At 65.8% G+C, this 26,025-nt stretch carries 28 protein-coding genes; 19 read left to right on the forward strand and 9 right to left on the reverse strand.

Features of this window, described 5'->3' with window-relative positions; genetic code table 11:
• Window positions 1-10: 10 nt before the first annotated feature.
• On the forward strand, window positions 11-415 hold the full coding sequence (locus ABY42_RS11515; RefSeq protein WP_050459564.1) for a GNAT family N-acetyltransferase: 405 nt from the start codon (window positions 11-13) through the stop codon (window positions 413-415).
• Window positions 416-466: 51 nt separating this feature from the next.
• Here ABY42_RS11515 and dnaG read toward each other — a convergent pair whose 3' ends face one another.
• Complete coding sequence (gene dnaG, locus ABY42_RS11520; protein WP_050459565.1) at window positions 467-1,870, reverse strand: DNA primase DnaG; 1,404 nt, start codon at window positions 1,868-1,870, stop codon at window positions 467-469.
• A 213-nt stretch (window positions 1,871-2,083) separates the two neighbouring features.
• Complete coding sequence (locus tag ABY42_RS11525) at window positions 2,084-2,833, reverse strand: sugar phosphate isomerase/epimerase family protein (protein ID WP_050459566.1); 750 nt, start codon at window positions 2,831-2,833, stop codon at window positions 2,084-2,086.
• A gap of 212 nt (window positions 2,834-3,045) precedes the next feature.
• On the opposite strand from ABY42_RS11525, the gene ABY42_RS11530 reads away from it, so the two are divergent.
• The 10 genes from ABY42_RS11530 (at window position 3,046) to ABY42_RS11575 (ending at window position 10,992) form a co-directional block, all read left to right on the forward strand.
• The gene (locus ABY42_RS11530; RefSeq protein WP_004975459.1) at window positions 3,046-3,261 is read left to right on the forward strand and encodes a DUF3311 domain-containing protein; all 216 of its coding nucleotides are present in this window, start codon (window positions 3,046-3,048) and stop codon (window positions 3,259-3,261) included.
• Window positions 3,261-4,760: a sodium:solute symporter family protein gene (locus ABY42_RS11535; RefSeq protein ID WP_050459567.1), complete on the forward strand. Its 1,500-nt coding sequence runs from the start codon at window positions 3,261-3,263 to the stop codon at window positions 4,758-4,760. The genes ABY42_RS11530 and ABY42_RS11535 overlap by 1 nt, the downstream gene beginning before the upstream one ends.
• Window positions 4,761-4,836: 76 nt before the next feature.
• On the forward strand, window positions 4,837-5,121 hold the full coding sequence (locus ABY42_RS11540; RefSeq protein WP_050459568.1) for an amphi-Trp domain-containing protein: 285 nt from the start codon (window positions 4,837-4,839) through the stop codon (window positions 5,119-5,121).
• A gap of 108 nt (window positions 5,122-5,229) precedes the next feature.
• On the forward strand, window positions 5,230-5,730 hold the full coding sequence (locus ABY42_RS11545) for a GNAT family N-acetyltransferase (RefSeq protein WP_050459569.1): 501 nt from the start codon (window positions 5,230-5,232) through the stop codon (window positions 5,728-5,730).
• A 116-nt stretch (window positions 5,731-5,846) separates the two neighbouring features.
• Entirely contained in the window at window positions 5,847-6,644 is a 798-nt protein-coding gene (locus ABY42_RS11550) for a YqcI/YcgG family protein (RefSeq protein ID WP_004975452.1), read from the forward strand.
• Window positions 6,645-6,672: 28 nt separating this feature from the next.
• Complete coding sequence (locus ABY42_RS11555; protein ID WP_050459570.1) at window positions 6,673-7,239, forward strand: cysteine hydrolase family protein; 567 nt, start codon at window positions 6,673-6,675, stop codon at window positions 7,237-7,239.
• A gap of 75 nt (window positions 7,240-7,314) precedes the next feature.
• Window positions 7,315-7,698: a hypothetical protein gene (locus ABY42_RS11560; protein ID WP_004975446.1), complete on the forward strand. Its 384-nt coding sequence runs from the start codon at window positions 7,315-7,317 to the stop codon at window positions 7,696-7,698.
• A gap of 117 nt (window positions 7,699-7,815) precedes the next feature.
• Window positions 7,816-8,940 (forward strand): putative sulfate/molybdate transporter, encoded by a 1,125-nt coding sequence (locus ABY42_RS11565; RefSeq protein WP_050459571.1) that lies wholly within the window; start codon window positions 7,816-7,818, stop codon window positions 8,938-8,940.
• A gap of 165 nt (window positions 8,941-9,105) precedes the next feature.
• Window positions 9,106-10,335 carry an RNA-guided endonuclease InsQ/TnpB family protein gene (locus ABY42_RS11570; RefSeq protein ID WP_050459572.1) on the forward strand — a complete coding sequence of 410 codons (1,230 nt, stop codon included), beginning with the start codon at window positions 9,106-9,108 and terminating at the stop codon, window positions 10,333-10,335.
• Between the two features lie 177 nt (window positions 10,336-10,512).
• Window positions 10,513-10,992 carry a hypothetical protein gene (locus ABY42_RS11575; RefSeq protein WP_156224403.1) on the forward strand — a complete coding sequence of 160 codons (480 nt, stop codon included), beginning with the start codon at window positions 10,513-10,515 and terminating at the stop codon, window positions 10,990-10,992.
• Window positions 10,993-11,008: 16 nt separating this feature from the next.
• Here the strand turns inward: ABY42_RS11575 and ABY42_RS11580 are convergent, their stop codons facing one another.
• Window positions 11,009-11,695, reverse strand: a complete 687-nt coding sequence (locus ABY42_RS11580; RefSeq protein ID WP_050459574.1) for a hypothetical protein — start codon at window positions 11,693-11,695, stop codon at window positions 11,009-11,011.
• Window positions 11,696-11,960: 265 nt separating this feature from the next.
• Here ABY42_RS11580 and ABY42_RS11585 point away from each other — a divergent pair, with 265 nt between their 5' ends.
• Both ABY42_RS11585 and ABY42_RS11590 read left to right on the forward strand, forming a co-directional pair.
• Window positions 11,961-12,887, forward strand: a complete 927-nt coding sequence (locus ABY42_RS11585; protein ID WP_004975440.1) for an HFX_2341 family transcriptional regulator — start codon at window positions 11,961-11,963, stop codon at window positions 12,885-12,887.
• Between the two features lie 220 nt (window positions 12,888-13,107).
• A complete protein-coding gene (locus tag ABY42_RS11590) occupies window positions 13,108-13,356 on the forward strand; it encodes a DUF4242 domain-containing protein (protein WP_147299488.1) in 249 nt (82 codons plus the stop codon).
• Window positions 13,357-13,409: 53 nt separating this feature from the next.
• Here the strand turns inward: ABY42_RS11590 and ABY42_RS11595 are convergent, their stop codons facing one another.
• Both ABY42_RS11595 and ABY42_RS11600 read right to left on the reverse strand, forming a co-directional pair.
• Entirely contained in the window at window positions 13,410-14,465 is a 1,056-nt protein-coding gene (locus ABY42_RS11595; RefSeq protein ID WP_050459575.1) for an enolase, read from the reverse strand.
• 69 nt (window positions 14,466-14,534) lie between these two features.
• On the reverse strand, window positions 14,535-15,254 hold the full coding sequence (locus ABY42_RS11600) for a DUF1405 domain-containing protein (RefSeq protein ID WP_050459576.1): 720 nt from the start codon (window positions 15,252-15,254) through the stop codon (window positions 14,535-14,537).
• A 231-nt stretch (window positions 15,255-15,485) separates the two neighbouring features.
• Between ABY42_RS11600 and ABY42_RS19440 the strand changes: the two genes are divergently transcribed.
• Together ABY42_RS19440 and pdxS are read left to right on the forward strand one after the other, a co-directional pair.
• Window positions 15,486-15,995, forward strand: a complete 510-nt coding sequence (locus ABY42_RS19440; RefSeq protein WP_156224405.1) for a hypothetical protein — start codon at window positions 15,486-15,488, stop codon at window positions 15,993-15,995.
• Window positions 15,996-16,158: 163 nt separating this feature from the next.
• Window positions 16,159-17,067: a pyridoxal 5'-phosphate synthase lyase subunit PdxS gene (gene pdxS / locus ABY42_RS11605; protein WP_050459577.1), complete on the forward strand. Its 909-nt coding sequence runs from the start codon at window positions 16,159-16,161 to the stop codon at window positions 17,065-17,067.
• A 76-nt stretch (window positions 17,068-17,143) separates the two neighbouring features.
• Here the strand turns inward: pdxS and ABY42_RS11610 are convergent, their stop codons facing one another.
• The 3 genes from ABY42_RS11610 to ABY42_RS11620 form a co-directional block, all read right to left on the reverse strand.
• Window positions 17,144-17,647, reverse strand: coding sequence for a universal stress protein (locus tag ABY42_RS11610; protein WP_004975429.1), 504 nt, complete (start codon window positions 17,645-17,647; stop codon window positions 17,144-17,146).
• Between the two features lie 133 nt (window positions 17,648-17,780).
• On the reverse strand, window positions 17,781-18,662 hold the full coding sequence (locus ABY42_RS11615; RefSeq protein WP_004975427.1) for a homoserine kinase: 882 nt from the start codon (window positions 18,660-18,662) through the stop codon (window positions 17,781-17,783).
• Window positions 18,663-18,728: 66 nt separating this feature from the next.
• A complete protein-coding gene (locus ABY42_RS11620; RefSeq protein WP_050459578.1) occupies window positions 18,729-20,597 on the reverse strand; it encodes a histidine kinase N-terminal 7TM domain-containing protein in 1,869 nt (622 codons plus the stop codon).
• Between the two features lie 96 nt (window positions 20,598-20,693).
• Here ABY42_RS11620 and ABY42_RS11625 point away from each other — a divergent pair, with 96 nt between their 5' ends.
• From ABY42_RS11625 to ABY42_RS11635, 3 genes are all read left to right on the forward strand, one after another.
• Window positions 20,694-22,007, forward strand: coding sequence for an NAD(P)/FAD-dependent oxidoreductase (locus ABY42_RS11625; RefSeq protein WP_004975424.1), 1,314 nt, complete (start codon window positions 20,694-20,696; stop codon window positions 22,005-22,007).
• Between the two features lie 159 nt (window positions 22,008-22,166).
• Entirely contained in the window at window positions 22,167-22,826 is a 660-nt protein-coding gene (locus ABY42_RS11630; RefSeq protein ID WP_004975423.1) for a TetR/AcrR family transcriptional regulator, read from the forward strand.
• Complete coding sequence (locus ABY42_RS11635) at window positions 22,823-24,307, forward strand: MATE family efflux transporter (RefSeq protein WP_050459579.1); 1,485 nt, start codon at window positions 22,823-22,825, stop codon at window positions 24,305-24,307. Before ABY42_RS11630 ends, ABY42_RS11635 begins: the two co-directional genes overlap by 4 nt.
• 27 nt (window positions 24,308-24,334) lie before the next feature.
• On the opposite strand, the gene ABY42_RS11640 is transcribed toward ABY42_RS11635, so the two are convergent.
• Window positions 24,335-24,976, reverse strand: a complete 642-nt coding sequence (locus ABY42_RS11640; protein ID WP_004975419.1) for a DUF6149 family protein — start codon at window positions 24,974-24,976, stop codon at window positions 24,335-24,337.
• Window positions 24,977-25,113: 137 nt separating this feature from the next.
• Here ABY42_RS11640 and ABY42_RS11645 point away from each other — a divergent pair, with 137 nt between their 5' ends.
• Window positions 25,114-26,022 (forward strand): winged helix-turn-helix domain-containing protein, encoded by a 909-nt coding sequence (locus ABY42_RS11645; protein ID WP_050459580.1) that lies wholly within the window; start codon window positions 25,114-25,116, stop codon window positions 26,020-26,022.
• Window positions 26,023-26,025 lie beyond the last annotated feature (3 nt).

The raw sequence follows: 26,025 nt of genomic DNA on the forward strand, positions 1-26,025 counted from the left end.
TGACTCGGTCGTGACGGGCGTTCGCCCCGCCCGAGACACCGACGTGCCGGCCGTCGAATCGCTCCAACGACTCGTCTCGCACCCCTCGCCCGACCTCTTGGACGCGTGGCCCGCCGTCGGGACGCTTCTCGTCGCCGTCGACGCCGACGACCGGCCGGTCGGCTACCTGCTCGCCGTCGGCGCGCACCTGGCCGAACTCGCGGTTTCCCCCGACCACCGGCGCGAGGGGCGCGCCACCGCGCTCGTCGAAGCGTACCAAGACTCCCGTCCGGCGTCAGACGCACCGCTCACGTTGCTGGTCCATCCGGAGAACGACGGCGCGCGTGCCTGTTACGGGGCGCTCGGATTCCGCCGGGACGCCCGCGTTCCGGACGCGTTCGACGGCGACGACGGGCTACGGCTCGTCCTCGATTGACCGTCGGCGTCTCGGCCGGCGTCTCGGCCGGTATCGGGCCGCGTTCCGTCCTCAGTCGAGGAGCTGGTCCGCGGTTCTGACGCGGACGCTGACGGGCTTTTTGACGTACTCGCCGGCCGAGCGCGCCACGACGTGTCCGACGCCGCGCTGGGCCGCGATGTCGACGAGTTTCTGGCTCGCCTCGCCGTCGACGACGACGAGCGCCGGGGCGGGGTCGGCGTACTCGACGGCGTCGTACACCTTCTCGACCGCGACCTCGTCGTCGATGCCGAGGTCGTCGTCCAGGAGCCGGGCCATGCCGCTCTCGTCGGCGATGACCTCGCGCACGTGGTCGGCGAGCGAGGGTCGCTGGTCGGTCGGTTCGACCGCCTCGGCGACGGCCTCGACCTCGGACTCGGTGAGCACTCCGCCGTTTGCGTCGGCGTCGGTGTCGGTGCTCGCGGTTTCGGTGGGCTTTCCAACTGTGACGGTACCGCCGGTGCCGGCCTCGGCGGGTGCCTCGCTGACCGCGTCGGCGGGTCCGTTCGCGTGGCCGTCCGCGGGTGGAGTCGACGACGCGTCAGTCGTCGGCGACTCCGTGCGAGGGTCCGTCCGAACGTCTCCCGTCCCGTTGGCGGCGGCGACGGCGGCCCGGAAGTCACCGTCGCCGTCCTCCGGAAGCGACGAGAGCGGGACCTTGTTCCTGAGGGCGCGGACGACCGACGCGCGGTCGAGGTCCTCGACCGACCGGCCGTCGGGCGCGAAGGCGACGTAGTCCACGTCGCCGACCTGCGAGAGTTCGCGCAGGATGAGTTCGCCGCCGCGGTCGCCGTCGAGGAACGCCGTGACGGTCCGCTCTTGGGTCAGTCCCGCGACCGCGTCGGGGACGTTCGTCCCCTCGACGGCGACGGCGTTTTTGATGCCGTAGCGGAGGAGCGTGAGCACGTCGGCGCGACCCTCGACGACGATGATGGCGTCCGAGTCGGCGACGCGGGGGCCGGCCGGGAGGCCCTTGTACTCGGTGATGTCCTCGACGCGGACGCTCTCTTTGACCGCTTCGAGGATTTCGGTCGAGCTCATCACGGTGTCGTCGAACGACTCCGAGAGGAGCTCCTTGGCGCGCTCGACGACCATCCGTCGCTTGGCCTCGCGCACGTCCTCGATGTTCGTGACCTCGATGACGGCCTGACAGGGACCGACGCGGGTCAGCGTCTCCAGCGAGGCCGCGAGGATGGCCGTCTCGACCTTGTCGAGGCTGCTGGCGATGGTCATCTGGCCGAACGAGTGGCCGTTTTCCGAGTCTATCTGTACGTCTATCCGACCGACCTTGGAGGACTGTTGGAGGTCGCGGAGGTCGAGTTCGTCGCCGAGGAGGCCCTCGGTCTGGCCGAAGACGGCCCCGACGACGTCGCTCCGTTCGACGACTCCGTCGGCGGAGATGGAAGCGTGAATGAGATATTTTGCAGTGTCGTCCATTGGTGAAGTCACCCCGTTGGGGGTGGTGATGTGATGATTGTGATGATGTCATGGGCCGGACCCACGAACGTCATTATATAAGTTGCGCCCGAGGGAAATATCTATCGTGGCCGACGATTCGAACGCTCGCGGGCCGTTCGACTCCGACTCCGTGCCTCGCGAAACGCCGGCGAATCGTCGCTCTCCCGCCGTTTCGACCGACCACGTAATTTGTCACGCTTCCTCGTCGGTTCGGTGCGCGCCGACGAACTCGCCCGCGTCCCGGCAGAACGCCGCCGGGTCCTCGGGGAAGTCGTGTTCGGCGACGGCCCACTCGACGAACCCCTCGCGCGCGGCCGCGAGACAGCGGTCGATGTCGAGTTCTCCCTCGCCGAGCGAGACGGGTCGGCCGCCGCGCTCCGCGTCGGCGTCGCGGACGACGTCCTTCAGGTGGACGACCGGGGTCCGGTCGGCGTAGCGGTCGAGGTACGCGACGGGGTCGTAGCCGGCGGCGAGAATCCACGCGAGGTCGAGTTCGAAACCGACGCCGGACTCCTCGGCCAATCGGTCGAGCGCGGGTTCGCCCTCGACCGCGGCGAGTTCGTGGTCGTGGTTGTGGTAGAGCAGTCTGACGCCCCGCTCGTCGCACTTCGCGGTCAGGTCGTCCAGCCGGTGTGCGGTCTCGTCCACCGCGTCGGCGTCGGCGAACGCCTCCGGCGGGAGATACGGAACCACGAGCGTCTCGACGCCGAGCGCGCCGTACCGCTCGCAGACCGCGTCGAGGTCGGCTTCGAGGTCCTCGATGGGGACGTGGGCCGCGGGGACGCCCAGTCCGGTCCCGTCGAGGGCCGCGCGGACCGCCGCCGCGTCGTCGACGCCCGCGAACTCCACGCCGTCGAAGCCGGCGTCCGCGGCGCGTCGGACGAGCGCCGACGTCGGTTCGTCGAGCTCGCGAAGCGAGTACAGCTGAATACCGAAGTCCATGTGTCTCCGGTCGCACGCGCCGCTGGAAACTGTTCCGGCGGCCGATTCGCCCGCGGACGACCCCGCCTTCCGCGTCGCCTCTGCCGCGTGCGCGTCCGTGGGTGGTTCCCGTCGTTCGACCGCCTCTGTTGAAGAAAATAGTTCTTCAATGAGGGGCAACGTAGGTCGATAGAGTAAGATTTACGCCTTGTTGTCGATTATCGTTCCTACGAATGACGCGAGTGCGCATCGACTACCGCTGGGTTGCCGTCTTCGCAATCCTCGTGACGTTCGCCGTTCCGTGGTTCCTCTGGGGCGACAGCAGGGTCTTCGCCGGCCTGCCGCTGTGGCTCTGGTGGCACATCGGCTGGATGGGGCTGACCGCAGTCGTCTTCCACCTGTTCGCCCGGACGGCGTGGGACCGCGGCATCGTCGGGGAGGGTCGCTGATGGTCTCGGCGCTCGGTATCCAACTCGGCGTCGTGGGCGCGTACCTCGTGGTCGCGCTCGCGGTCGGTTTACTCGCCTACCGCCTGACCAGCCGCGACGCCGAGGACTACTACCTCGCCGGTCGCTCCATCGGGACCGTCGTCCTCCTGTTTACGACGTTCGCGACGCTCCTGTCGGCGTTTACGTTCTTCGGCGGCCCCGACCTCGCCTACCGCGCCGGCCCCGAGTGGATTCTCGTGATGGGCGTCATGGACGGCGTGCTGTTCGCCATCCTCTGGTACGTCGTCGGCTACAAGCAGTGGCTCGTCGGCCGCGCCCACGGCTACGTCACCCTCGGCGAGATGCTCGGCGACCGCTTCGGCTCGACCCGCCTGCGCGCCGTCGTCGCCGGTATCAGTCTGTTTTGGCTGTTCCCGTACGTGATGCTCCAGCAGATGGGCGCGGGCGAGGCCATCGTCGGCCTGACGAACGGGATGGTCCCGTACTGGGCCGGCGCGGCCGGTATCACGGTGTTCATGATCGCCTACGTCGTCATCGCGGGGCTCCGCGGCGTCGCGTGGACCGACACCCTCCAGGGGCTGTTCATGCTCGGCGTCGTCTGGCTCGCGGTCAGCTGGGTCGCCACCGCGGCCGGCGGCCCCACGGCGCTCTCGAATGCCCTCGCGACCAACAACCCCGAGTTCCTCTCGCTCGGCGGCGGCGTCTACTCGCCGCAGTTCATCATCTCGTCGGCCGTCACCATCGCCTTCGGCGTGGCGATGTTCCCGCAGATAAACCAGCGCTTCTTCGTCGCCAAGTCGAGCGCCGTCCTCAAGCGCTCGTTCGCCCTGTGGCCCGTCCTCGTCGTTCTGCTGTTCGTGCCCGCGTTCATCCTCGGCACGTGGGCCGCCGGCCTCGGCATCTCCGTGCCCGAGGGCGCGAACGTCCTCCCCGTGCTCCTCAACGAGTACACGCCGGTGTGGTTCGCCGCGCTCGTCATCGCCGGCGCGATGGCCGCGATGATGTCGTCGTCCGACTCGATGCTCCTCTCCGGGTCGTCGTACTTCACCCGCGACCTCTACCGCCCCTTCGTCAACCCCGACGCGAGCGAGGCCCGCGAGGCGTGGCTCGCCCGCATCGGCGTCGCCCTGTTCGCCACGCTCACCTTCGTCGCCAGCCTGTTCCGGCCCGGCACGCTCGTCTCGGTCGGCGACACCGCCTTCGGCGGGTTCGCCCAGATGGCCCTGCCGGTCATCGTCGCGCTCTACTGGGCGAGGACGACCCGAACGGGCATGTTCGCCGGCGTCCTCGGCTCGCAGGCGTTCTACCTCGCCCACGTGTTCGTCCCCGCGATAGAGGTCGGGTCGATGACGCTGTTCGGCGCGACCTACCTCACGTGGGACTACGCCCTCTGGGGGATGGCGCTGTCCGCGGTCCTGACCGTCGGCGTCTCCGCGATGACCGCCGCCGCGCCCGAGGAGAACCAGTCCCGCTTCACCGACGGCCTCCGGGCCGACTGACCCGTCGGCGCTGTCTCTCCCGTCGGTTTCGTCACCGCAACGAAGCTTAACCCCCTGCGGGTGTAACCTACGGTCCATGCCCGAAGAAGTGCTCTTCAAATCCGAGAACCGACAGGCGCGAGCGGAAATCGCGTCGTATCTCCGAACCGTCGCCGACAAGCTCGACGCGGGCGAGCCGATTACGCTGAAGTCCGGCGACCAGACCGTCACGATGGAGCCGCCGACGTCGCCGACGTTCGAGGTGAAAGCCGAGCGCGAGGGCCCCGCGGGCGGCCCCTACGAACTGAGCATCGAGTTCGAACTGGAGTGGGACGAGGGCGCGGACGACGGAGCCGACGCCGGCGGCCTCGAAATCGAGTGAGACGGACGCGCCGGTCGTGCCCCGATTCGAGCGTGGCCGGCGCGACGAATCGCCCCGAACGCCCAACACAGTTACTCTTTTGACATTCCCACGAGTCGTCGGTGACTCATGCAGATTCGACCGCTCCGGGCCGAGGAGGTGGACGCGCTGGTTGACGACCTGTGGCTCCCGTTCGCCGAGGAGATGGGTGACATCGACGACCACGACGCGCTGGCCGAGGACGCGGACGTGCGGGCCGAGGCGCTCGACTACCGGACTGAGCAGGCGGAAGCCGAGAACACTCGAATGTTCGTCGCCGTCGCGGCCGCGGGCGCGGAACCGGACTCCGCCGAGCGGTCGCTCCGGGGCTACGTCACGGTCGCCGACGCCGACTCCCCGCCGGTGTTCGCCCGCGGGTCGGTCGCCAAGGTGAAAGAGCTCTACGTCGCACCCGAAGCGCGGGGCGAGGGCGTCGGCACGGAACTCCTCGAACGGGCCCACGAGTGGGGCCGCGACCGCGGGTGCGAGCGGGCCGCGCTGAGCGTCCACGCCGACAACGACGCCGCCCGGTCGTGTTACGAGTCGATGGGGTACGAGACGCGGTACCTGAAACTCGACCGCCCGCTCTGAGGCCGGGGACGACGGCGGCTTCGCGGATGGCGACGAGGGCCGTCACCCGTCGTTTCGAGGGTCGTGTTCGCCCCCCGAACCCGAACCCTCAAAGCCGCTGAATCCAATTGACGCGCATGAACGAGTCGGGCCACCAAGTGCTCATGGAGCAGGACGTGCTCCGCCGCCGCCTCGACGACGGCGACCTCCCCGACTGGGCGAGACAGCACTACGAGACGTTCCGCGAGACGATGCTCGGCGACCGCGACGGCGCGCCGTTCCCGTGTTACTTCGGCATCGAGTCCGAGCGCAACGGCGACGCCCTCTACACCTTCGTGGATTCGATGACCGACAAAGACGCGCTGTTGGCGCTCCGCGACACCCTCCTCGAATACCTCGACGTGTACCCGGACTACTCCGAGGCGTGCTCGCTCGTCGCGTTCTTCAAGCCGCCGGCGGAAGACCTCACCGAGGCCGACTACCACGAACACCTCTGGCACGTTCTCCAGTTCCTCCACGTCAACGACCCCGAGCCGTGGCCGGCGGACATCCCGACCGACCCCGACGACCCGACGTGGGAGTTCTCCTTCGGCGGCGAACCGATGTTCCCGACGACCCGCGCGCCGTTCTACGACGAGCGCGTCAGCCGCTACTGCCCGTGGGGCCTCGAAATCACGTTTCAGCCGCGCGCGCTGTTCGACGGCATCACCGCCGACACCGAGGCCGGCCAGAAGGCCCGCGAGGTCATTCAGGGCCGCATCGAGGAGTACGACGGCGTCTGCCCCCACGCCGACCTCGGCGACTGGGGCGTCGAGGGCGACCGCGAGTGGCCGCAGTACATGTTCTCGTCGGACGAGTCGCAAGCGCCCGACGAGTGCCCGATTCGCATCACGCGCGAGCACCCGAAGGTGCCGATGGCCCCGGCGGACGACTGATGACGGCCGCCAATTCGAGGCCCGGCCGATGACCGCCGCCGACCTCCCCGACGACGCCGTCCTCGTCTGCGTCGACATGCAGGTCGGCTTCGACGACCCGGCGTGGGGCGACCGCAACAACCCCGAGATGGAAGCGCGCGTCGCCGACCTGCTCGCGGCGTGGCGCGCGACCGACCGCCCGGTCGTCCACGTCCGCCACGACTCCACCGAACCCGACTCGCCGCTCCGGCGCGACGGCGAGGGCTTCGCGTGGAAACCCGAGGCCGAACCCGTCGACGGCGAACCGGTGTTCACGAAGCGCGTCAACAGCGGCTTCATCGGCACCGACCTCGAAGCGTGGCTCCGCGAGCGCGACTACTCGACGCTCGTCGTCTGCGGCCTCACGACCGACCACTGCGTCTCGACGACGGCGCGGATGGCCGAGAACCTCGGCTTCGACGTGTACCTCCCCGCGGACGCGGCCGCGACGTTCGACCGCGAGGGTCACGACGGCGAGCGCTTCTCGGCCGACGAGATGCACCGCACCGCGCTGGCGCACCTGAACCGGGAGTTCGCAACCGTCGTCGACTCGGCCGACCTGTCGGCGACGCGGTGAGCGGTCGTCGCGTTCGCCGCCGGCCGTCCACGAAGCTGTAGTCAGATTTTCATATCCCCGCCGAGACGGGCGCACATGGACCGCCGATTCCTCGCCGTCGTCGGGGTGTTCGACCTGCTCATCGCCGTCGGCCTCGTGCTTCTCGGCGCGCCCGCTCACCCGCTTTCGTTCGCCCGGTTCGCGCTGTTCACCGCCGCCGGCGTGCTGTTGGTCGTCGCCGGCATCCGCGAATCGGTCGCTCTCGGGTCGACGACGCTCCGGTGGCACGTCGTCGCGGGCGCGGGCTACGTCTGCTTCGGGTTGGCCGTGCTCGCCAACGGCCTCTCGTCCGTCCTCGACGCCCGCGGCGACCCCTACTTCGGCGGGCTGTCCGCGCTCCTGCTCGCCCCCCTGATGCTGTTCATGGGCATCGATTACCTCCGCGGCGGCGTCCACTTCGACCTCTCGACGTTCGAGTGACGGCGGCTTCGACGCCCGCGGGCGACTGCGTAATTGATTTCGGTTTCTCTCGTCGCCGACTGTCGCGTCTCTCGATTACGCAAATACATTTCCCCGTCGGGGCGGAACCACCATCCGATGGGTGTCTCGTTCCCGTACGGCGACGAACTCGCGGTGGACTTCTCGTGGCACGAGTTCACCGGCGCGGTGGGAGATTCGGTTACGGTCCTCCCCATCGTCGTCGCCGTCGCCCGCCTGACCGACCTCTCGCTGGCCGTCGTGCTCGTCTGGTTCGGCGTGTTTCAGGTCGTCTGGGGGCTGTACTACGCGGTCCCGCTGTCGGTCGAACCGATGAAGGCGCTGGCGGCGCTCGTCCTCGCCGAGACGGTCACGACCGGCGAGGCGCTCCTCGCCGGGTTCGGCCTCGGCGTCGTCCTCCTCGCTATCGGCCGAACGCGCTCGCTCGACCGCGTGAGCCGCTACATCGGCGCGCCGGTCGTCCGCGGCGTCCAGTTCGGCGTCGCGCTCGTCCTCCTCTCGACCGGCCTCGAACTCGGCGCGGGCGACCTCCCGCTCGCCGGCCTCGCGGTCGCCGTCGCCGCCGTCGCCCTGCTCACCAAGCGCTCGAACCTGAGCGCCCTCGCCGTCCTCGCGGTCGGCGGCGCGGTCGCCGTCGCCGACGTTGGACACCTGTCGCTCGCGGTCCCGTCGGTCGGCGACGCCCGACTGCTCTCGCTCGATAACCTCTCGTTCTCCGTCGCTGAGGCCGCAGTCGCCCAGTTGGCGATGACCGTCGGCAACGCCGCGCTCGCCACGTCGGTCCTGCTCGCGGACTACTTCGACCGCGACGTCTCCGCCGACGAACTCGCCACCAGCATGGGCGCGATGAACCTCCTCGTGGTCCCCCTCGGCGGCTTTCCGATGTGCCACGGCAGCGGCGGCGTCGCCGGCAAGTACGCCTTCGGCGCGCGGACCGCCGGCGCGAACGTGATTCTCGGCGTCGGCTACGTCCTCGTCGCCCTGTTCGCCGTGGACGTGGTCGCCGCCTACCCGGTCGCCATGCTCGGCGTCATCCTGGCGATTATCGGCCTGCAACTGGCGCGGACGAGCCTGACCAGCCTGACCCGCGCGGACGGCTACCCCCTCGTGGTCGCTATCGGCCTCGTCGGCGTCGCGGTGAATCTCGGCGTCGCGTTCGTCGGCGGCGTGGTGGCGTGGCTGGCGTGGGAGCGCTGGGGCCACGCGGTGTGGGACGGGGAGTGACAGTCGGGCCAGTTGGTCGGATTCATTATGACTGCAAGGCAGATTCCACAACTTAGGCGCGGGAGAAAGCTGGCAACCCACTACACAAACTATCCTCGATAGCAGGTCGATATCCTCACGAAATCCGAACTGACATAAATACATTCGTCTACATATGAAATACAGATGGTGGACGACTCAAGCACTCGAACCGTACCCATCAAACTCGATGTGGGCGAGAGTGCCGCTGATCTTCTCCACCAGACAATCGACCACTTCCTTGACGCCGCTAACTACGTTGTAGACGTAGCGTGGGAACCTGACTGGAAAATCACCAGTAAACAGAAACTTCACGACCTTACCTACTACGACGTTCGAGACGATTCGCCGCTCCCGTCCAACCTCGTGCAAGCCGCACGAAACCGCGCCGCCGAAGCCGTCAAAGGCGTCGTTGAACGCTGGAAGGCAGACAAGAATGCCTCGAAGCCACACTTCACATCACGGTTCGCTAGCTACGACGCCCGAACCTTCACCGTGAACAACGACCACGCCACACTCGCCACTATCGATGGGCGAGTGACCGCAGAGTTCCTCCTACCCGACGAAAAGCGTGACACGCCACACTCGGAGTACTTGTTCAACGACGACTACGACGTAAAAGGAGCGACACTCCATTACGATGAGGTTGAGGACTGTTTCTACCTTCATGTGCGGACAAAGCCCGCCGTGGAGAACGATGACACCGACACAGCCGATGCCAAGCACGTCTCCGTCCTTGGTGTTGACCTCGGTATCACAAACATCGCAACCACCTCAACTGGCCAATTCTGGAGCGGCAGCGAACTCAACCACTGGCACCGAGAGTACGAGAAGCGTCGTAGTTCGTTTCAACAGACTGGGACTCGATGGGCACACGAGAATGTCCAGCGAGTCGGTCGAAAGCAAACCAGGCGCTTCGAGCAGGTGCTCCATACTATCTCAAACGAACTCGTAGAGGTTGCTCTGGAGAACGAGTGTACGCACATCGTGTTCGAGCAACTCAAAGGACTCCGGGAACGCCTACCGCACACGAAGGCAGTTCACAAGTGGGCGTTCCACCGTTTGTTCGAGTACGTTACGTACAAGGCCGAGTCGGAGGGGCTTGTGGTAAAACAGATCAATCCGGCGTACACGAGTCAGCGTTGCTCGAAGTGTGGGTTTACCCACAAGGATAATCGTCCACGCAAGAGCGGTCAGGACGAGTTCAGTTGTCTGAAATGCGGCTACGATGTTCACGCGGATTACAACGCAGCGAAGAATATCGGTCTGAAGTATCTCCGTGACCAGCAAAAGTCTGGCCGTGGAGGCGCACCCGTAGGCGTGCGCTTGAACAGCGGGATGCTGAACGTGAACGGTGAGTATTCGCCTACTGCATGAGCAGTTAGAACGGGATCCCACGCTGAATGACACGTCTTGGAGGACGTGGTAGCTTACAACCAACCCCGCCCACGTACCACGTATGCAGACGCGCATTGTTTCAGGGTAGTACGGAAATGTCGTATTGACGCCAAAGACTACCAAGTCTTTTCAAACCCATCAAATGTCCATAAATCAATGATTACTCTCCAGTGGAGTACGTTAGTTCTCGCCACAGCCACGTTGATAGGCGCAACCCTCGGTGCTACTGCTAACATTGTATGGGAGAGTTGGAATAAGCGAAAGAAACGTGACAACCTTCGTCGAGCGATATGGGCTGAGATGATGACTGTTCGTCCCTATCTCGCTGGAACATTCGGTCCAGAAGGCCAGTTCTTACGAAAGACCATCTACGAAAACAATGCTGACGACCTCACGATACTCTCTGATGAAGAAGTAGAGGCAATCGTTGCTTTCTATGGTCATATAATCAATCTGCAGGCCGCTGTGAACCAGTCAGGAAATGAATCCTTCGAGCGAAACAACGCCTTCGCAGAAGCGTATATGCAGTCTGATGTGAGGGTATGGTTCAATCACGCGGTCGAACAACTCTATCCTCACGTCGACATCGACGACGGGCTTGATGAAGTCAAAATTCCCGGTCCTGCACCAATGTAGTTGCCAAATCAGATTCTCAATTGGATTTCTTTTCGTGATACTCCCCCAACAAGTCTCTCCTGTTCCACCACTTCTGGACCTCATCTTGGTCTGACTGGCAGATGAATACGAAATTCACATCACAATCTGCCTGTTCGAGTTCCCAACCGTCCTCAACTTCCCGTACCATCTGCTCGTTCACATCGCGTAGTTGGACAATTCCTTTCAATGGATACGGAATTTCGTTTCTGACAGACATGACCGTGTCACTGATCGAACTCCAGTTTTCTAAAGAAGTAACACCCCTGAATGTGATATTACCTTCTTTCCCAACCACCTCCAGTAATTTTGAGTCGGTAAATTCGTCTTCCTCAATGGGTAAAGTTTGGCATTCACAAGAAAACCGATAGAGAGGGGAGACGTCATCCAAATTTATATCCTTGATTCGAGGAATGTTCTCATCTCGAAGTAAATCATTGACGACCTTTTTAGTCTGTATGTGTTCCTCGCTTTGATTGACTGATCTCATGACGCTTTTTCGCGTCTGGTGCTTTCCTTCGACGCTCCCATTTATCAGCACATTCAGGCCAGCTACCAACCTCTGGGAGAATCTCGTCTCTGTTTCCTCTACAACCTCTGTCTCTTCGCCAATCCTGTCGACAAAGAGTTGCTCAATGTGTGATGGGGAGTAGTACAGAATGTGGCGGTATTGTTGACTGTCCATCTTTCGTATGTTTGTCATCACAATTCCTTAGATTAAAAATACATTCCAGAACGATTCTGTCCCTGTACTATTCCCTTTCCCGGCGTCCCCGGTTTCGTTATCTACTCATCTGAATCCTGTTCCTCAACCCCCCGAAACTACTATGTCCCACACCCCCGTCGTTTCTCACGAAATCCGAGACGGCGACGGGACGCACATCCTCGATGTGTTGTTCAGCGGTAAGGGAACTGGTGCTTTTTATAAGCGCCGTACCCACGTACCACGTATGCAGACGCACATCGTTCCCGTCGGGTTCGACTACGACCGACTCATCGCGCCGCTCATCCGCGATCAGTTGGACGTGGACCGCGTCATCCTCCTCGAAGGGGCCGTCGGGAGCGAGGCGAACGTCGAGTACTCGCGGAACCTCTCGGGCAAGCTCGGCAAGGACTTCGAGAACCTCCTCGGCGCGGAGACCGAACGCGTCATCGTCGACGACGTGTACGACTACGACGCGGCGTTCGAGCAGGCGTACGACCTCATCAACGCCGAACTCGACGCCGACGACGAACTCCGCGGCGACGACGACGAACCCGGCGAGGTGTGGGTCAACGTGAGCGCGATGCCCCGGCCGGTCTCCTTCGCGTTCGCGACCGCCGCCCACTCCATCATGGTCGAGCGACAGGCCGACCGCGAGCGCATCCACACCTACTACACGGCCCCCGAGAAGTACCTCGAAACCGAACTCGCCGAGGAGTTGCGGACCGAGCGCGCGCTCCTTTCGGACCTCCTCGAATCGGGCGAAATCGACGCCGACCGCATCCGCGAGCGCCTCGACGCCACCTCCGACCTGCTGTCGGAGTTCGACGAGCGCGGGACGACCATCGGCGCGAAGCAGATTGACGGCCGCCACATCGTCGAACTCCCGGTGGCCTCCTTCTCCAACGTCAAACCGTTCGAGGAGGTCATCCTGTTCAAACTCGGCGAGCACGGCGAGTTCGGCTCGGTCTCCGAACTCGCGGAGGCGCTCGCCCGCGAGATGAACGAGGAGTACACCGACTCCTTCCGGTCGAAGGTCATCTACAACGTCGACCGCCTCGGCCCCGGCGGCAAGGGCTACATCGAACAGGAAGAACGCGGGAAGTCCTACCGGACGCGCCTCTCCCGAATCGGCCAGCTGTGGGTCCGCGCCCACGCCGACAGCGACGAGTGAGCCGTCGGTGAAGCGGGCTACGGGAGGGAACCGATTCACCCCGGACCGCACGGATGCGGCGTTCGTCACGATGTCGCGAATCTGACGACCATCTGAGTATATCTCGTGTGGTTCGAGCCGGGGAATGCTCGACTAAGCTGGCGTCTGACACTTGTATCAGGATGTTCTGGTAAATAATAAAGAACGATTATCCGCGCTGGCGTGCTATACACTAGCAACCATGCCGCTATACATGGACGTACACCGGAACGTAGAGGGAAGTGCGAAAGACGTCGCGGAGGCCCACCGCGCCGACCTCGAGACGCAGGGCAAGTACGGAGTGAACTACAAGCACTACTGGGTCGACGAGAAGGACGGCGCGGTCTTCTGTCTCTTCGAGGCACCGAACAAGGAGGCCGGGGCGAAAGTCCACGAAGAGGCCCACGGCCTCGTCGCCGACGAGATATTCGAAGTACAGCAAGGCGAGTAACGCGGCCAGCGCACCCCTCGACGCGTCTCTTTGGAGCGGCCGGGTTTCGGTTCTTAGAACTCCAGCCCCGACGGGTCGTCGCCCGGTTCGAGCGGGCTCGTCGGCAGTCCCGCCGGCGGCTCGGGAAGGTTGTACTCGCCGGGAGCCACGTCGTTCGGACCGTCGGGGTAGAACACCGACGCGAGCAGTTGGATGTGGTCCCGGCCCACGTCGAGTTCGAACTGGCCGCCGCCGTACAGCGACATCCCGCGTTCGTCGGCGTACTCGATGGTGTCGAACAGCGACTCGACCGTGCCGAACCGCGAGGGCTTGATATTCAGCCACGACGGCTCGAACGGCAGGCTCTCGACGGATTCGACGCCGGTGATCGGCGCGTCCCACGAGACGCGGCCCTCGTGTCCGTCGAACAGCGGGCGCGTCTCGTCGGTGAACGCCGGGTCCTCGACGACGGCGTCGGGGAAGCCCGACAGGATGCGCTCGTAGAGTTCCGGGTCGGGTGCTTGGTCCACGTCGGTCCCCTCGTACTGACCCTTGAGGTCGAGGATGCGGACGCGGTCGTGGGCGGCGAGCGACGACACAAGCTCATCGTGCCAGTCAGTTGTCGGGTCGAGTTTGAACTCGCAGTCGGGGTCGCGGTCGAGGAGCATCTCGACGCGGTCGGCCGACGGCGGGTCGCCGAGGCGGGTGCTCACGACGAACCGAAGCGGGGCGCGCTCGCGGTCGACGGCGGACGCGAGGTCCGTGCCGGCCTGTCGGAGCGCGAGGTCGAGCCCGGCGGATTCGAGCGCCCAGCGCCGGTAGTGTTCGGCCGTCTCGCGCTCGGGCACCTTCGTCGGAAACAGGTCGACCCCGTCGAGCGCCGCGGAGAAGTCGGCGAACGAGTCGTAGCTGCCGGCGAGGTCGAAGGCGTCCTCGGGGGCGTCCGCGAGGGCGTCGTGGTCCTCCGTGTCGTAGGTCACGTCCTCGCCGCGGCCGACCGCGCCGTCGCCGGCGAGCGAGAACACCGTCGTCTTGCGGAGGAAGCCGCTCGACGTGTCGCTCTCGAAGCGGTCGCGGGAGACGGACTCGACGGTCAGCGGCAGGTCGGCCACGCGGTCGAAGAGGCGCATGGCCCGTCGGTTAGGGTCGGCGGGACAAAAGGCTACGTCCGAGTCGGCCGACGCGTCGTCGGTTCTCGGTCAGTCGATGTCGCCCCGTTCGAGCTTCGCGACCCGCGTCGCGAGCGCGAGGAACGTCGCCGCGACCGTCAGGAGGACCGCGCCCGCCGCGGCGTACTCGTGGGCGGGCGAAACGTGCTGAACGACGCCGTCGACGATTGGCTCGGCCGGGATGAGCGTGTGGTGGGGCGTGCCCACGATGGGAACGAAGTAGTCCACGAGGTCGTTGAGGCCGTACCAGCCGACCGCGACGAGGACGGCGAGCGACGGGAACTCGGCGTACCGCTGGATGAGGAAGGCCTCGACGACCATGGCGAGGTGGCTCCAAAAGAGGAAGTTGTACATCGCCCAGTGGAGGTACGAGAAGTCGCTTTTGAACACGAGGAGGACGTACGGCGTCCACAGCCCGAGTTTGAGACAGCCGAAGAAGGCGAGGGCGTTGACGTACTCGTTGGACCGCCCGAGTTTCCAGAGCGCGAGCGACAGCGCGATGAACAGCGTGGCGACGGGGCTGTCGGGGACGAGCGGCCACATCACGACCGGTTCGATGCTGAACTGGTAGCCGTAGTACCAGAAGCCGAAGGCGGTCCCGACGAGGTTGATGACGACCACGAGCCACGCGATGTTGAGACCGAAGTTCTCCAGCCACTCCGGCAGGGGTGCGAGCCACCGCGGGAGGTCGGTCCCCGCCGGGAGGTCGTCGTCGTCGAGCAGTCGGCGCAGTCGGGTCGCCGCGTCCATACCCACGCCGAAGCGGGGGGATGCAAAAGTGATGCCGGTCTCGGTGACTGCGGCCGGTGTCGGCGGTTGGGAGATCACGCTGGCGGCGCTGTTGAAGTCCTCAGCCGCTGATAGTTTACTGAGGGTGTGCTGAATACAGCGCGCACCTGTATCAGTAGAGTGTCCGAGATGAGTACAATGGTTCTTTGACATTTCACTGCTACTATTGTCGAGAGCGACAATAAGTGAATAATGGCAATCACATTTGAACGAAGAGCTATCCTCGGTACACTCTGTGGAATCCTCACCGGACTTGGAGCAGGGTGTCTAAGTAACTCATCAACGGGACTGAACCAGCAGTCGACAGCCACCTCAACTCCTGTCGGGACTGTCAACGAAGCAGACCTCACCGACTGGGAGCGGTCGACTGACTGCATAACGACTGGCGAACGAGACGACCTTGACGAGATGTACGATAGTGTAATCAAAGTCGAGCAAGTCAAGAACTCACTCAGTGGTGATTATGCTCCGATCAAATTTACAGAACTCACAGAGGGTGAGAAGCAAATTCTCCGCACGGTAACCGAGAAGGGCGGGTATGCGACGTGTGATTTCCCGGACTCGTTTGGCAAATTCGTCAACCGTGTACGAGAACACAAGGGACGTCAGGAAGGTACGATGGTCTTTCTCAAACGAGATAATACATACTATGGCCTGTATGTGGAAGTGACAGATCAAGGGATATCGTACGTAACGTACTGACCGACTCACCCTCTGAGTGTTGCACGAGAAATCTGTCAAAAAATCGAGTAGTTCAACAGAATCACCACAACTCGACCCGAGCGCGAAACACGACCTGTGCGGAATGCGAACGGTTGACGGATGGAAGCGACCGCTTAAGTAAACCCAGTCGCAAGCGACGGATATGCCAGAGGAGACCGACCTGGAGGAGCTTCGGCGCGGGACCGAACTCGTCAAGCGCGGGTTCGCCCAGATGCAGAAGGGCGGCGTCATCATGGACGTCGTAAACGCAGAGCAAGCGAAAATCGCGGAGGAAGCCGGCGCGGTCGCCGTCATGGCGCTCGAAGCCGTCCCGGCGGACATCCGCAAGCGCGGCGGGGTCTCCCGGATGGCCGACCCCGAGACGGTCACGGAGATTATCGACGCCGTCTCCATCCCGGTGATGGGCAAGGCCCGCATCGGCCACTACACCGAGGCGCAGATTCTCGAATCCATCGGCGTCGACATGATAGACGAGAGCGAGGTGCTCACCCCGGCGGACAACGACTACCACATCGACAAGCGCGAGTTCACCTCGCCGTTCGTCTGCGGCGCGCGCAACCTCCCCGAGGCGCTCCGTCGCATCAACGAGGGCGCGGCGATGATTCGAACCAAGGGCGAGGCCGGCACCGGCGACGTGAACCAGGCGGTCACGCACCAGCGCACCATCAAACACCAGATTCGGTCGCTGACCGGCCTCAACTTCGACGAGCGCGAGAAATGGGCCCGCGAGCACGAAGCGCCCGCCGAACTCGTCCACGAGACGGCCGAGATGGGTCGCCTGCCCGTCGTCAACTTCGCGGCCGGCGGCATCGCCACGCCCGCGGACGCCGCGCTCATGATGTACCACGAGTGCGACGGCATCTTCGTGGGCTCCGGCATCTTCGGCGCGGAGGACCCGGAACAGATGGGCGAGGCCATCGTCGAGGCCGTCAACAACTGGGACGACCCCGACACGCTCGCCGACATCGCCGCCGGCATCGGCAAGGGCATGAAAGGCGAGGCGAACGTCGGCATGGCCGACGAGGACAAGCTGCAGGACCGCGGCGTCTAACGCGGCGACACCCGACGACGACCGGCCGTCTCGATTTTCGATTCAGTTTTTCTTCCGACTCGGCGCGCCGCCCGCTTCAGGCGAGGAGTCCCGACTTCCCCTTTCCCTTCCCCTTCGCGTCGTCCGACGACTCCTCGCCGAGGAGGACGGTGACCGGGCCGTCGAAGTTGAGCATGACCGACTGCGTCAGGTCCCGGGAGATGAGCTTGCCGGCGGGCGAGCGGCGGCGACCGGAGATAAAGAGGTGGTCGCAGCCCTCCCAGCGGGCCGTTTCGAGGATGGTGTCGGCCTCGGGGCCGATGTCGGCGACGATGCGGTAATCGAGGTCCAGTCCCTCGAACGCCTCGCGGGCGACGCGCTTGGCGCGACGGGTGGCCGACTCGATGGCCTGGTCGATGCCGTAGACGACGTCCGAGGAGCCGACGCTGGCGAGCGCCGAGCGGGTCCGTTCGAACTCCTCGTCCGGGAGAACCGTGAGGACGATGAGTTCCGCGCCGCTGCCGGCGGCCAGTTCGCCGGCCTCGCGGAGGATTCGGTGCGACCGTTCTTCGGGGGAGACGACGACGAGTGCTCGTTCCATGATTCGAATATATCGTGATAGTGAGAAAAGTCTTCTCGGAATCGTGTTACCAACGACCGCGTCAACGCGTTGCAGTAGCTCAGACGCGAGAAAATACGAGAATCGAGCGTGCGAGTGGTTCTCTCTGTACCACTCAGAGTTCGAATACTTCAGCGCCGCGGCCGACTCGCGTCTTGTAGGCGCGGGCGGCCACGTCCGCTTCGTCGAAGGCTTCGAGCATCGCGCCGGCGACGCGGGTGCGGTCGGCCGCTTGGCAGACGCCGAGGACCGAGGGACCGGCACCGGAGACGGTGACGCCGGACGCGCCCGCGTCGAGGGCGGCCTCGCGGACCGCGTGGTAGCCGTTGATGAGTTCAGCCCGCGCGGGCGTGACGACGCGGTCGTGCATCCCCGCGCCGACGAGGTCGGGGTCGCGGCGGCACATCCCGACCGCGAGGGTCGCCGCCCGGCCGACCGTGTGGACCATGTCCTCGATGCTGGCGTCGCTCGGGACGACTCGTCGGGCGTCGCGGGTCGAGACGGCGATTTCGGGGAGGCAGGCGACGAGCGGGATGTCGGCGTCGACGGTCGTGACGCCCTCGTCGGTCGCGACGGTGAAACCGCCGAGGAGCGCGGGCGCGACGTTGTCGGCGTGGGCCTCGCCGGAGACGACGGCCTCGCCCTCGGCGGCGACGGGGACGAGTTCCTCGCGGGAGAGCCCGCGATCGTACAGCTCGTTCAGCGCGACCGCGGCGGCGGCCGAGCTCGCCGCCGACGAGCCGAGTCCGGACGACGGGCGGACGCCCTTGTCGATGCGGATGTGCGCGGGGGCGTCGAGCGCCTCCGCGACCGCCCCGACGACGTTCCGGTCGGGGTCGGTCGGGATGTACTGGCTGCCGACGCCGGTCACTTCGATTGTCGTCCGGTCCGCCCGTTCGACGTGAACGATGTCGGCGGGGCGGTCGAGAGCCACGCCGAAGACATCGAACCCACTTCCGAGGTTGGCGCTCGTGGCGGGTGCGCGGACCGTAACCATGCCCCGCTGTTGCCTTATCGCAGATAAAAATGTGGCGAACGTCGCAACCGACCCCTCGTCGCGCGCTCAGTCGCTCGTCGACTGCTCCGCGTTCGCGGGCTCGGGGTCGGTCTCGACGCCGGTGAACTCGAACCGCGCCCCGCCAGCGTCCGACTCGCCGAGGCTGACGGACCAACCGTGGGCGTCCGCAATCGTCTTGACGATGGGCAGGCCGAATCCGGTCCCGTTCTCGTGGGTCGTGTACCCCCGCTCGAACACGTCCGCTCGCTCGGACTCCGGAATGCCCGGCCCGTCGTCTTCGACGTAGAAGCCGCCGTCGAGCGCGCCGACGGCGACGGTGAGCGCGTCGTCGTCTTCGCTCCCGTGCTCGACGGCGTCGTCGGACACAGTCCGGTTGCCTGTGGAACCGTGTTCCACAGCGTCACCAGACGTAGTCTGGTTGCCCGTGGAACCATGTTCCACGGCGTCGCCGGGAGCATCCCGGCGGCCTGTCGAGCCGTGCTCGACAGCGTTCCGAAACAGGTTCTCGAACAGCTGTCGGAGCCGACCTCGGTCGGCGGCGATAGTCCGGTCGGCCCGAACGTCGAGGGTCGCGTCGCCGACGACCGTGCCGTCCCACGCCTCCTGTGCGACCGTTCGCAGCGCGACCGGCGTCACGTCGGTGAGCGTCTCGCCCTCCCGGGCCAGCGTGAGCAGGTCCTCGATGATGTTCTCCATCCGGTCGTGGGCGTCCTCGATTCGCTCGAAGTACTCCTCGTCGCCGGTCTCGGCCGCGAGTTCGAGGTAGCCGCGGGCGACGGTGAGCGGATTCCGCAGGTCGTGGGAGACGACCGACGCGAACTCGTCGAGCCGCTCGTTTTGGCGTTCGAGCCGTCGCTCGCGTTCGACCCGTTCGGTCACGTCGCGGACGAGGACGAGCGTCCCCGTCATGTTCGCCTCGTCGCCCAGCGGCGTCGTCTCCACGAGGAGGGCGCGCTCGCCGTCGTCCGTCGGGACCGTCGTCTCCGCCTCCGCGTCGGACTTCGGAACGCCGTCGAGCGCGTCGACGAGTTCCGCGGGGAGAACGCGCACGACGGACTGTCCGTAGGCGTCCGAGAGGGGAAGCGAGAGGAACTGCTCGCCCGCGGGGTTGACGTCGATGACGCGCCCGTCGCCGTCGAGGACGAGCGCGGCGTCGTGCATCGACTCGACGGCCGACTCCCACGCGACGGGGACGAGCGTGAACAGCCGGTGTCGGAAGACGCTCCAGGCGACCGCCCCCGAGGCGACCGAGAAGGCCAGCACGGGGATGTTGAGTCCCGGGGTCGGACTCAACCCGGTGACGTACACCAGGCCACCGGCCGCGGGGATCAGGCCGCCGCCGAGGAGGCCGAGCGTCTGTTTCCGGTATACGCCGTCGGACCGAACGCTCGTCTGGACGAGCGCACCACAGCCGAGCAGGATGAGCACGTAGGCGTAGACGATGAAGCCGGCGAACGCGGCCCCGTGTTCGTTCACGAGGATGACGAAGCCGTGGTCGGCGTTGAGCCAGAGGTCGGTCCAGATGAGACCGTGCCACGGGTTCGTCAGCACGAGCGCGACGACGGCGACCGGCACGGACCCGAGCGCCGCCCACGCGACTCGCGACTCCAGTTTCACGCCCGCGTGGCGAATCACGTAGGCGAACCACAGGAGCGGGAGCGGCGCGATGCCGAAGTAGCCGAGTTGGTTCAAGAGCACCTTCGTCGAGAAGTCCGTCACGGCCAGTTCGAGCGCGTACGCCCCCATCCAGAACCCGGACGCGAACAACAGGAGCGCGCCGAGGGTCGAACCGGGAACGAGGCGGCGCGCCGTCCGGTGGCGAAAGAGGTAGACGGCGAGAACGACGAAGAGGACCGCACCGACTCCGATTGGAATCGTGTACGGCGTCGCCTGCCAGTACGGAGCGCCGTGCATGCCCCGCTTTCTGTCGACAGGGGTTAAAACTCCCACCGTCGGCGGCGGAACCGGCCAATCAGAAAGGACTTTCCACCCGACGCCGAACGTCGGGGCATGATAGGCATCGTCGGCGGCGGCATCGCGGGCCTCGCCGCGGCGTACCGACTCCAGAATCGGGGTCACGACGTTCGAGTCTTCGAGGCGGCCGACTCTCTCGGCGGCCTCGCCGCAACCTACGACACGAAAGGCGACGACATCGAGAAGTTCTACCACCACCTCTCGAAGTCCGAAGAGACCATCGTCGAACTCGCCGCCGAACTCGGCCTCGAAGACGATTTGGAGTGGCGAATCGGCAAGAACGCCTACTACGTCGACGGCGTCGTCCACCCGCTGGACACCGCCTGGCAAATCGCCGCCTACCCCCACATGAGCCTCTACGACAAGTTCCGCCTCGGCATGCTCACCCTCGGCGTCGACGTCCGCGGTGGCGTCCCCGACTTCGACGCCTACGAGGAACTCGCCGAGTACGAACACACGCCCATCGAGGAGTTCGTCGTCGAGCACACCACCCGCGGCGTCTACGACAACTTCGTCGACCCGCTCCTCGACGGGAAGTTCGGCGAGCGCAAGCACGACGTGTCGGCGTCGTGGTTCCTCGGGCGCGTGCGCTTCCGCGGCGAGCGCGACCTGCTGCGCGGGGAGAAACTCGGCTACTTCGACGGCGGCTTCGCGCCCTTCATCGACGCGCTCGTCGAGGCGGTCGGCCGCGAGCACATCGAGACCGGCGCGCGCGTGACGGAACTCGACACCGACGGCGAGGCGGTCTCGACGCTGACCGTCGACACCGACGACGGGACCGAGACCCACGAGGTGGAGTCGGTCGTCGTGGCGACGATGCCGAACGTGCTCGAAGACCTCACGGGGTTCCCCTGCGACATCGACTTCCAGGGGGCGGTCTGCGGGCTGGCGACCATGTCGGAGTCGCTGATGGACACCTACTGGCTCAACATCGCCCACGACGCGCCGTTCGGGTCGCTCATCGAGCACACGAACTTCGTGCCGAAGGAACGCTACGGCGGCGACCACCTCTTGTACGTCGCGAGCTACGTGCAGGGGCCGCACGAGGACCTCTGGCAGATGAGCGACGAGGAGGTCGAAGACGCGTGGTTCGACGAGATAGCGGACATGTTCCCCGAGTTCGACCGGTCGGCGGTCGAGGAGTTCGAAATCGCCCGCAACCCGCGGGCGGGACCGGTGTACGAGCGGGGCTACCTCGACCTCGTGGTGCCGTACGACCTCGGGGACGACGTGGCCGAGGGGGTCTACTACGCGGGGATGGCGTCGGAAGCGCAGTACCCCGAACGGTCGCTCAACGGCGGCATCGTCGCCGGCTACGAGGTCGCCGACCGCATCGACCGCAGCCTGTAGCGCGACCGTAACGCCGACGCTCTCGGACTGTTCCGACCTTCTCGCGGGAGGCCGTCCCACAGCGTGCCGATTTCTCTCGTGGCGCGCCGTCGCACACTTACCGGCAACTTGTTTCTCGTTCGCAACTTCTTTTTAAGTAGCTGACTGACTAGTCAGTTAGTGAGTGCAGACGAAACGCCGGACCAGTCGGTCCCCGACGAGGTCCACGAAGAACTGATGGCCGCGACCTACCGGGCGCTGTGCGCCCACGGCTACGCGGACCTGACGATGCAACGAATCGCCGACGAGGCCGGAAAGAGCAAGTCCCTCCTCCACTACCACTACGGGACGAAACAGGAGCTGCTCGTCGCGTTCCTCGGCTACCTGTTCGACCGGTTCGAGGAGCGGGTCGCCGCGACCGAGGGCGACGCCCCCGAGACCCGCCTCCGGGTTCTCCTCGACAAGATGGTCCCCGACGGCGACGACGACGGCGACTACGACCGCTTCGGGCTCGCCCTCAACGAACTGCGGACGCAGGCCCCCTACGTCGAGGCCTACCGCGAGCAGGTCGCCCGGAACGAGGCGATTATCCGCCGCCGCCTCGCCGACATCATCCGCGAGGGCGTCGAGGAAGGCCACTTCCGCGAGGTCGACGCGGACCGAACCGCGTCGCTCCTCTTCGCGGCGCTCGACGGCGCGCGCCTCCAACGCGTCGCCGTGACCGACCCCTCGGGAACCGAGACGGCGAGCCAGTCCGCCTTCGACGCGCCCACCGAGGTCCGCGCCGCGCTCGACGAGTTCGTCGTCGAGAACCTCGTGCGCGAGGAGGGCGACGAATGAGCGCGAAGGCGAAGGACGTCAACCTCGTCGACGGCGACCTCGTCAAGCCGATGTTGGTGCTGTCGCTGCCGCTCGTCTTCTCGCAGATCATGCAGGTGGCGTACAACCTCGCCGACACCTTCTGGGTCGGCCGCGTCGGCTCCGAGGCCGTCTCGGCGCTGTCCTTTTCGTGGCCGCTCGTCTTCCTCATGATTTCGTTCGGCGGCGGGTTCACCGTCGCCGGGACGGTCCTCGTCGCCCAGAACAAGGGCGCGGGTAACCACGACGAGGTCGACCACGCCGCCGGGCAGACCCTCGGGTTCGTCATCCTGCTTTCGGCCGGGTTCGCGGTCATCGGCTATCTGTTGACGCCGATACTGCTCCCGCTCATCGGGACGACGCCCGGCACCGAGGTCCACCAGTTGGCGGTCGACTACACGCGCACCATCTTCCTCGGCGTCGCGTTCATGTTCGGCTTCTTCATCTTCCAGGCGCTGCTCCGCGGGTGGGGCGACACCAAGACGCCGATGTACCTGATGGGTCTCGGCGTCGTCATCAACGTCTTCCTCGACCCGTTCCTCATCCTCGGGTTCAACGCGAACCCGATATTCGGCCTCGTCGGTCTCGAAGGCCTCGGACAGTCGCTGTTCGCCGCGACCGGCTTCACCGGCTTCGGCGTGCAGGGTGCGGCCATCGCCACGGTGTTCTCCCGCGGCGTCGGCGCGCTCGTCGGCTTCTGGCTCCTGCTTTCGGGCCGGGTCGGCATCAGCCTCTCGCCGCGCGACCTGATTCCGGAGCGCGAGATGGTCGAGCGCATCGTCCGCATCGGCGCGCCGTCGAGCATCGAGCAGTCGACCCGCGCGCTCGGCGTGACCGCCCTCACGGCGCTCGTCGCCTACGCCGCCGTCAACGCCGGCGGGGCCAGCACCGAGACCGCGGTCGCCGCGTTCGGTATCGGCAACCGCCTCAACTCGCTCGTCTTCCTGCCGGCCATCGGCCTCGCGCAGGGGACCTCGACGGTCGTCGGCCAGAACCTCGGCGCTGACCAGGCCGAGCGCGCCGAGCGCGCGGTGTTCTGGGGCGTCGGCATCATCGTCACCGCGCTGGTGTTCGTCTCCGCCATCGCCTACCTGTTCGCCGAACCCATCGTCGCGGTGTTCATCCCCGGCGAGGAGGAAGTCATCGCCATCGGCGTGGACTACCTGCGCATCATCGGTCCGACGTTCCTGTTCCTCGGGGCGTTCAACGTCGTCAACGGCGGGTTCCGCGGGAGCGGGTCCACCCGGACGGCGATGGTGTTCTCGCTCATCTCGCTGTGGGTGCTGCGCATCCCGGCGTCGTTCGTGCTCGTGGAGTTCTTCTCCATGGGTCCGACCGGCATCTGGTACGGCATCGCCTTCTCGAACGTCGGGGTGGCGCTGCTCGCGTTCGCGTGGTTCACCCGCGGGACGTGGAAAAACAGCGTCGTCGACGTCGGCCCCCGCGTGCCGTCCGACGATTAGAACCGGCCCGACTTCGCGCGACTTCTCTTACGCGGTCTTCTCGTCGGTGCCGTCGACGTCCTGCATCCCCGGCGCGGCCGACACGTCCACGTCCTCGGGCTCGTCGGCTCCGCCGGCTTCGACCTCGCCCGAGTCGTCCTCGACGTACACGTCGTCGGCGAAGCCGCCCTCCGCGTGGGGGTGGTCCGGGTCGTCGAGCTTGTCGAGCGTCGCGGGCGCGTCCGGGATGTCGATGGTGCGGAAGTCGCCGAGGGGGTTCGCGATGTCGATGCCGTGGCGCTCGAAGAACCCCTCGTACCGCTCGTAGTGGGCCTCGATTTCGTCGACCGGAATCTCCATCATCTCCGTCCAGCCGTGGTTGTAGAAGTCGAAGTTGGCCTGGACGTGGGTTATCTCGCGGGCCTCGGCCTCGGGGAAGCCGGCGTCGAGCGCCGCGAGATAGGTGTCGAAGGTGCACTCGAAGAACGCCGCCATGTGGGCCTCTCGCTCCGCTCTGCGGTCGGAGTCCGCGCGCTCGCCGAAGATACGGACGTGGAGGTCGACCATCTTCTCGGTGGCGATGTCGCCGATGACCGGCATGGTGAGGGCCTTCTTCGTCGCGAAGTGGCGGATGTTCTGGCGAATCTTCATTCCGTCGTCCGCTTCGGGTCGGATACACGTAAAGACCACGTCTCCGGGGGCGCTTCGCGGGCGTCCCGCGCGAGACGGACGCAACCCCGCCTGACTCACGCGGGCGACGCGACCCGCGAGTTCCCGAACGAAATTTTACGAGGTGATTTAATGCGGTTCGCCCGCATGTGAGGGGTATGAGCGACTCCGCATCCGTCCGCGAGGACTCGGTCCTCGAGTGCGACGACTGCATCTCGCCGGCCGAAGCGTTCGGCATCGTCGCCGACGAGACCCGACTCACCATCCTCGAAGCGCTCTGGGAGTCACCCGACCGACCCGTTCCCTTCTCCGAACTCCGCCGACGGGTCGGCGTCGACGACAGCGCGCGATTCAACTACCACCTCGGAAAGCTCCGCGGCCAGTTCGTCCGCAAGACCGACGACGGCTACGACTTCCGCCACGCCGGCGAGAAGGTCGTCCGCGCCGTGCTCGCGGGGACGTTCAACGAGGACCCCGTCCTCCCCGCCTTTTCCGCACCCGGCTCCTGTGTCGCCTGCGGCGGCTCCCTCGAAGCCGATTACGGCGACGAGAAACTCACAATCTCCTGCGCCGACTGCGCGCGGACCCACGCCCACGAGGAGTTCCCGCCCGGCGGCCTCGAAGGCCGCACCACGGAGGCGCTCCTGTCCGCGTTCGACCAGCGCGTGCGACACCTCCACTGCCTCGCCGCCGACGGCGTCTGCCCCGAGTGCGGCGGGACGACGAGCACCTCGCTGTCCCGCGACGCCGACCCGTTCGACCTCGACGTGGTCGTGACCCACCGCTGCGCCCAGTGCGGCTACGAGGCCGTCTCGCCCGTGGGGCTGGTCCTGCTCGACGAGTCGACCGTCCTCGGCTTCCTCTCCTCGCGGGGACAGGACGTGTGCGGAACTCCCTTCTGGCGCTTCCCGTGGGTCGTCGGCGACGACGCGCTCACCGTCGTCTCGGAGGACCCGTGGCGTGTCCGCGTCCGCATCGAACACGGAGACGAGGCGCTCGTCGTCGACCTCGACGACGAACTCTCGGTCGTCGACTCCGCGGTCGAAGCTGTCGAGAAGATTGCATAAGCG

It is taken from the genome of Haloferax gibbonsii, from assembly GCF_001190965.1.
GTDB lineage: Archaea > Halobacteriota > Halobacteria > Halobacteriales > Haloferacaceae > Haloferax > Haloferax gibbonsii.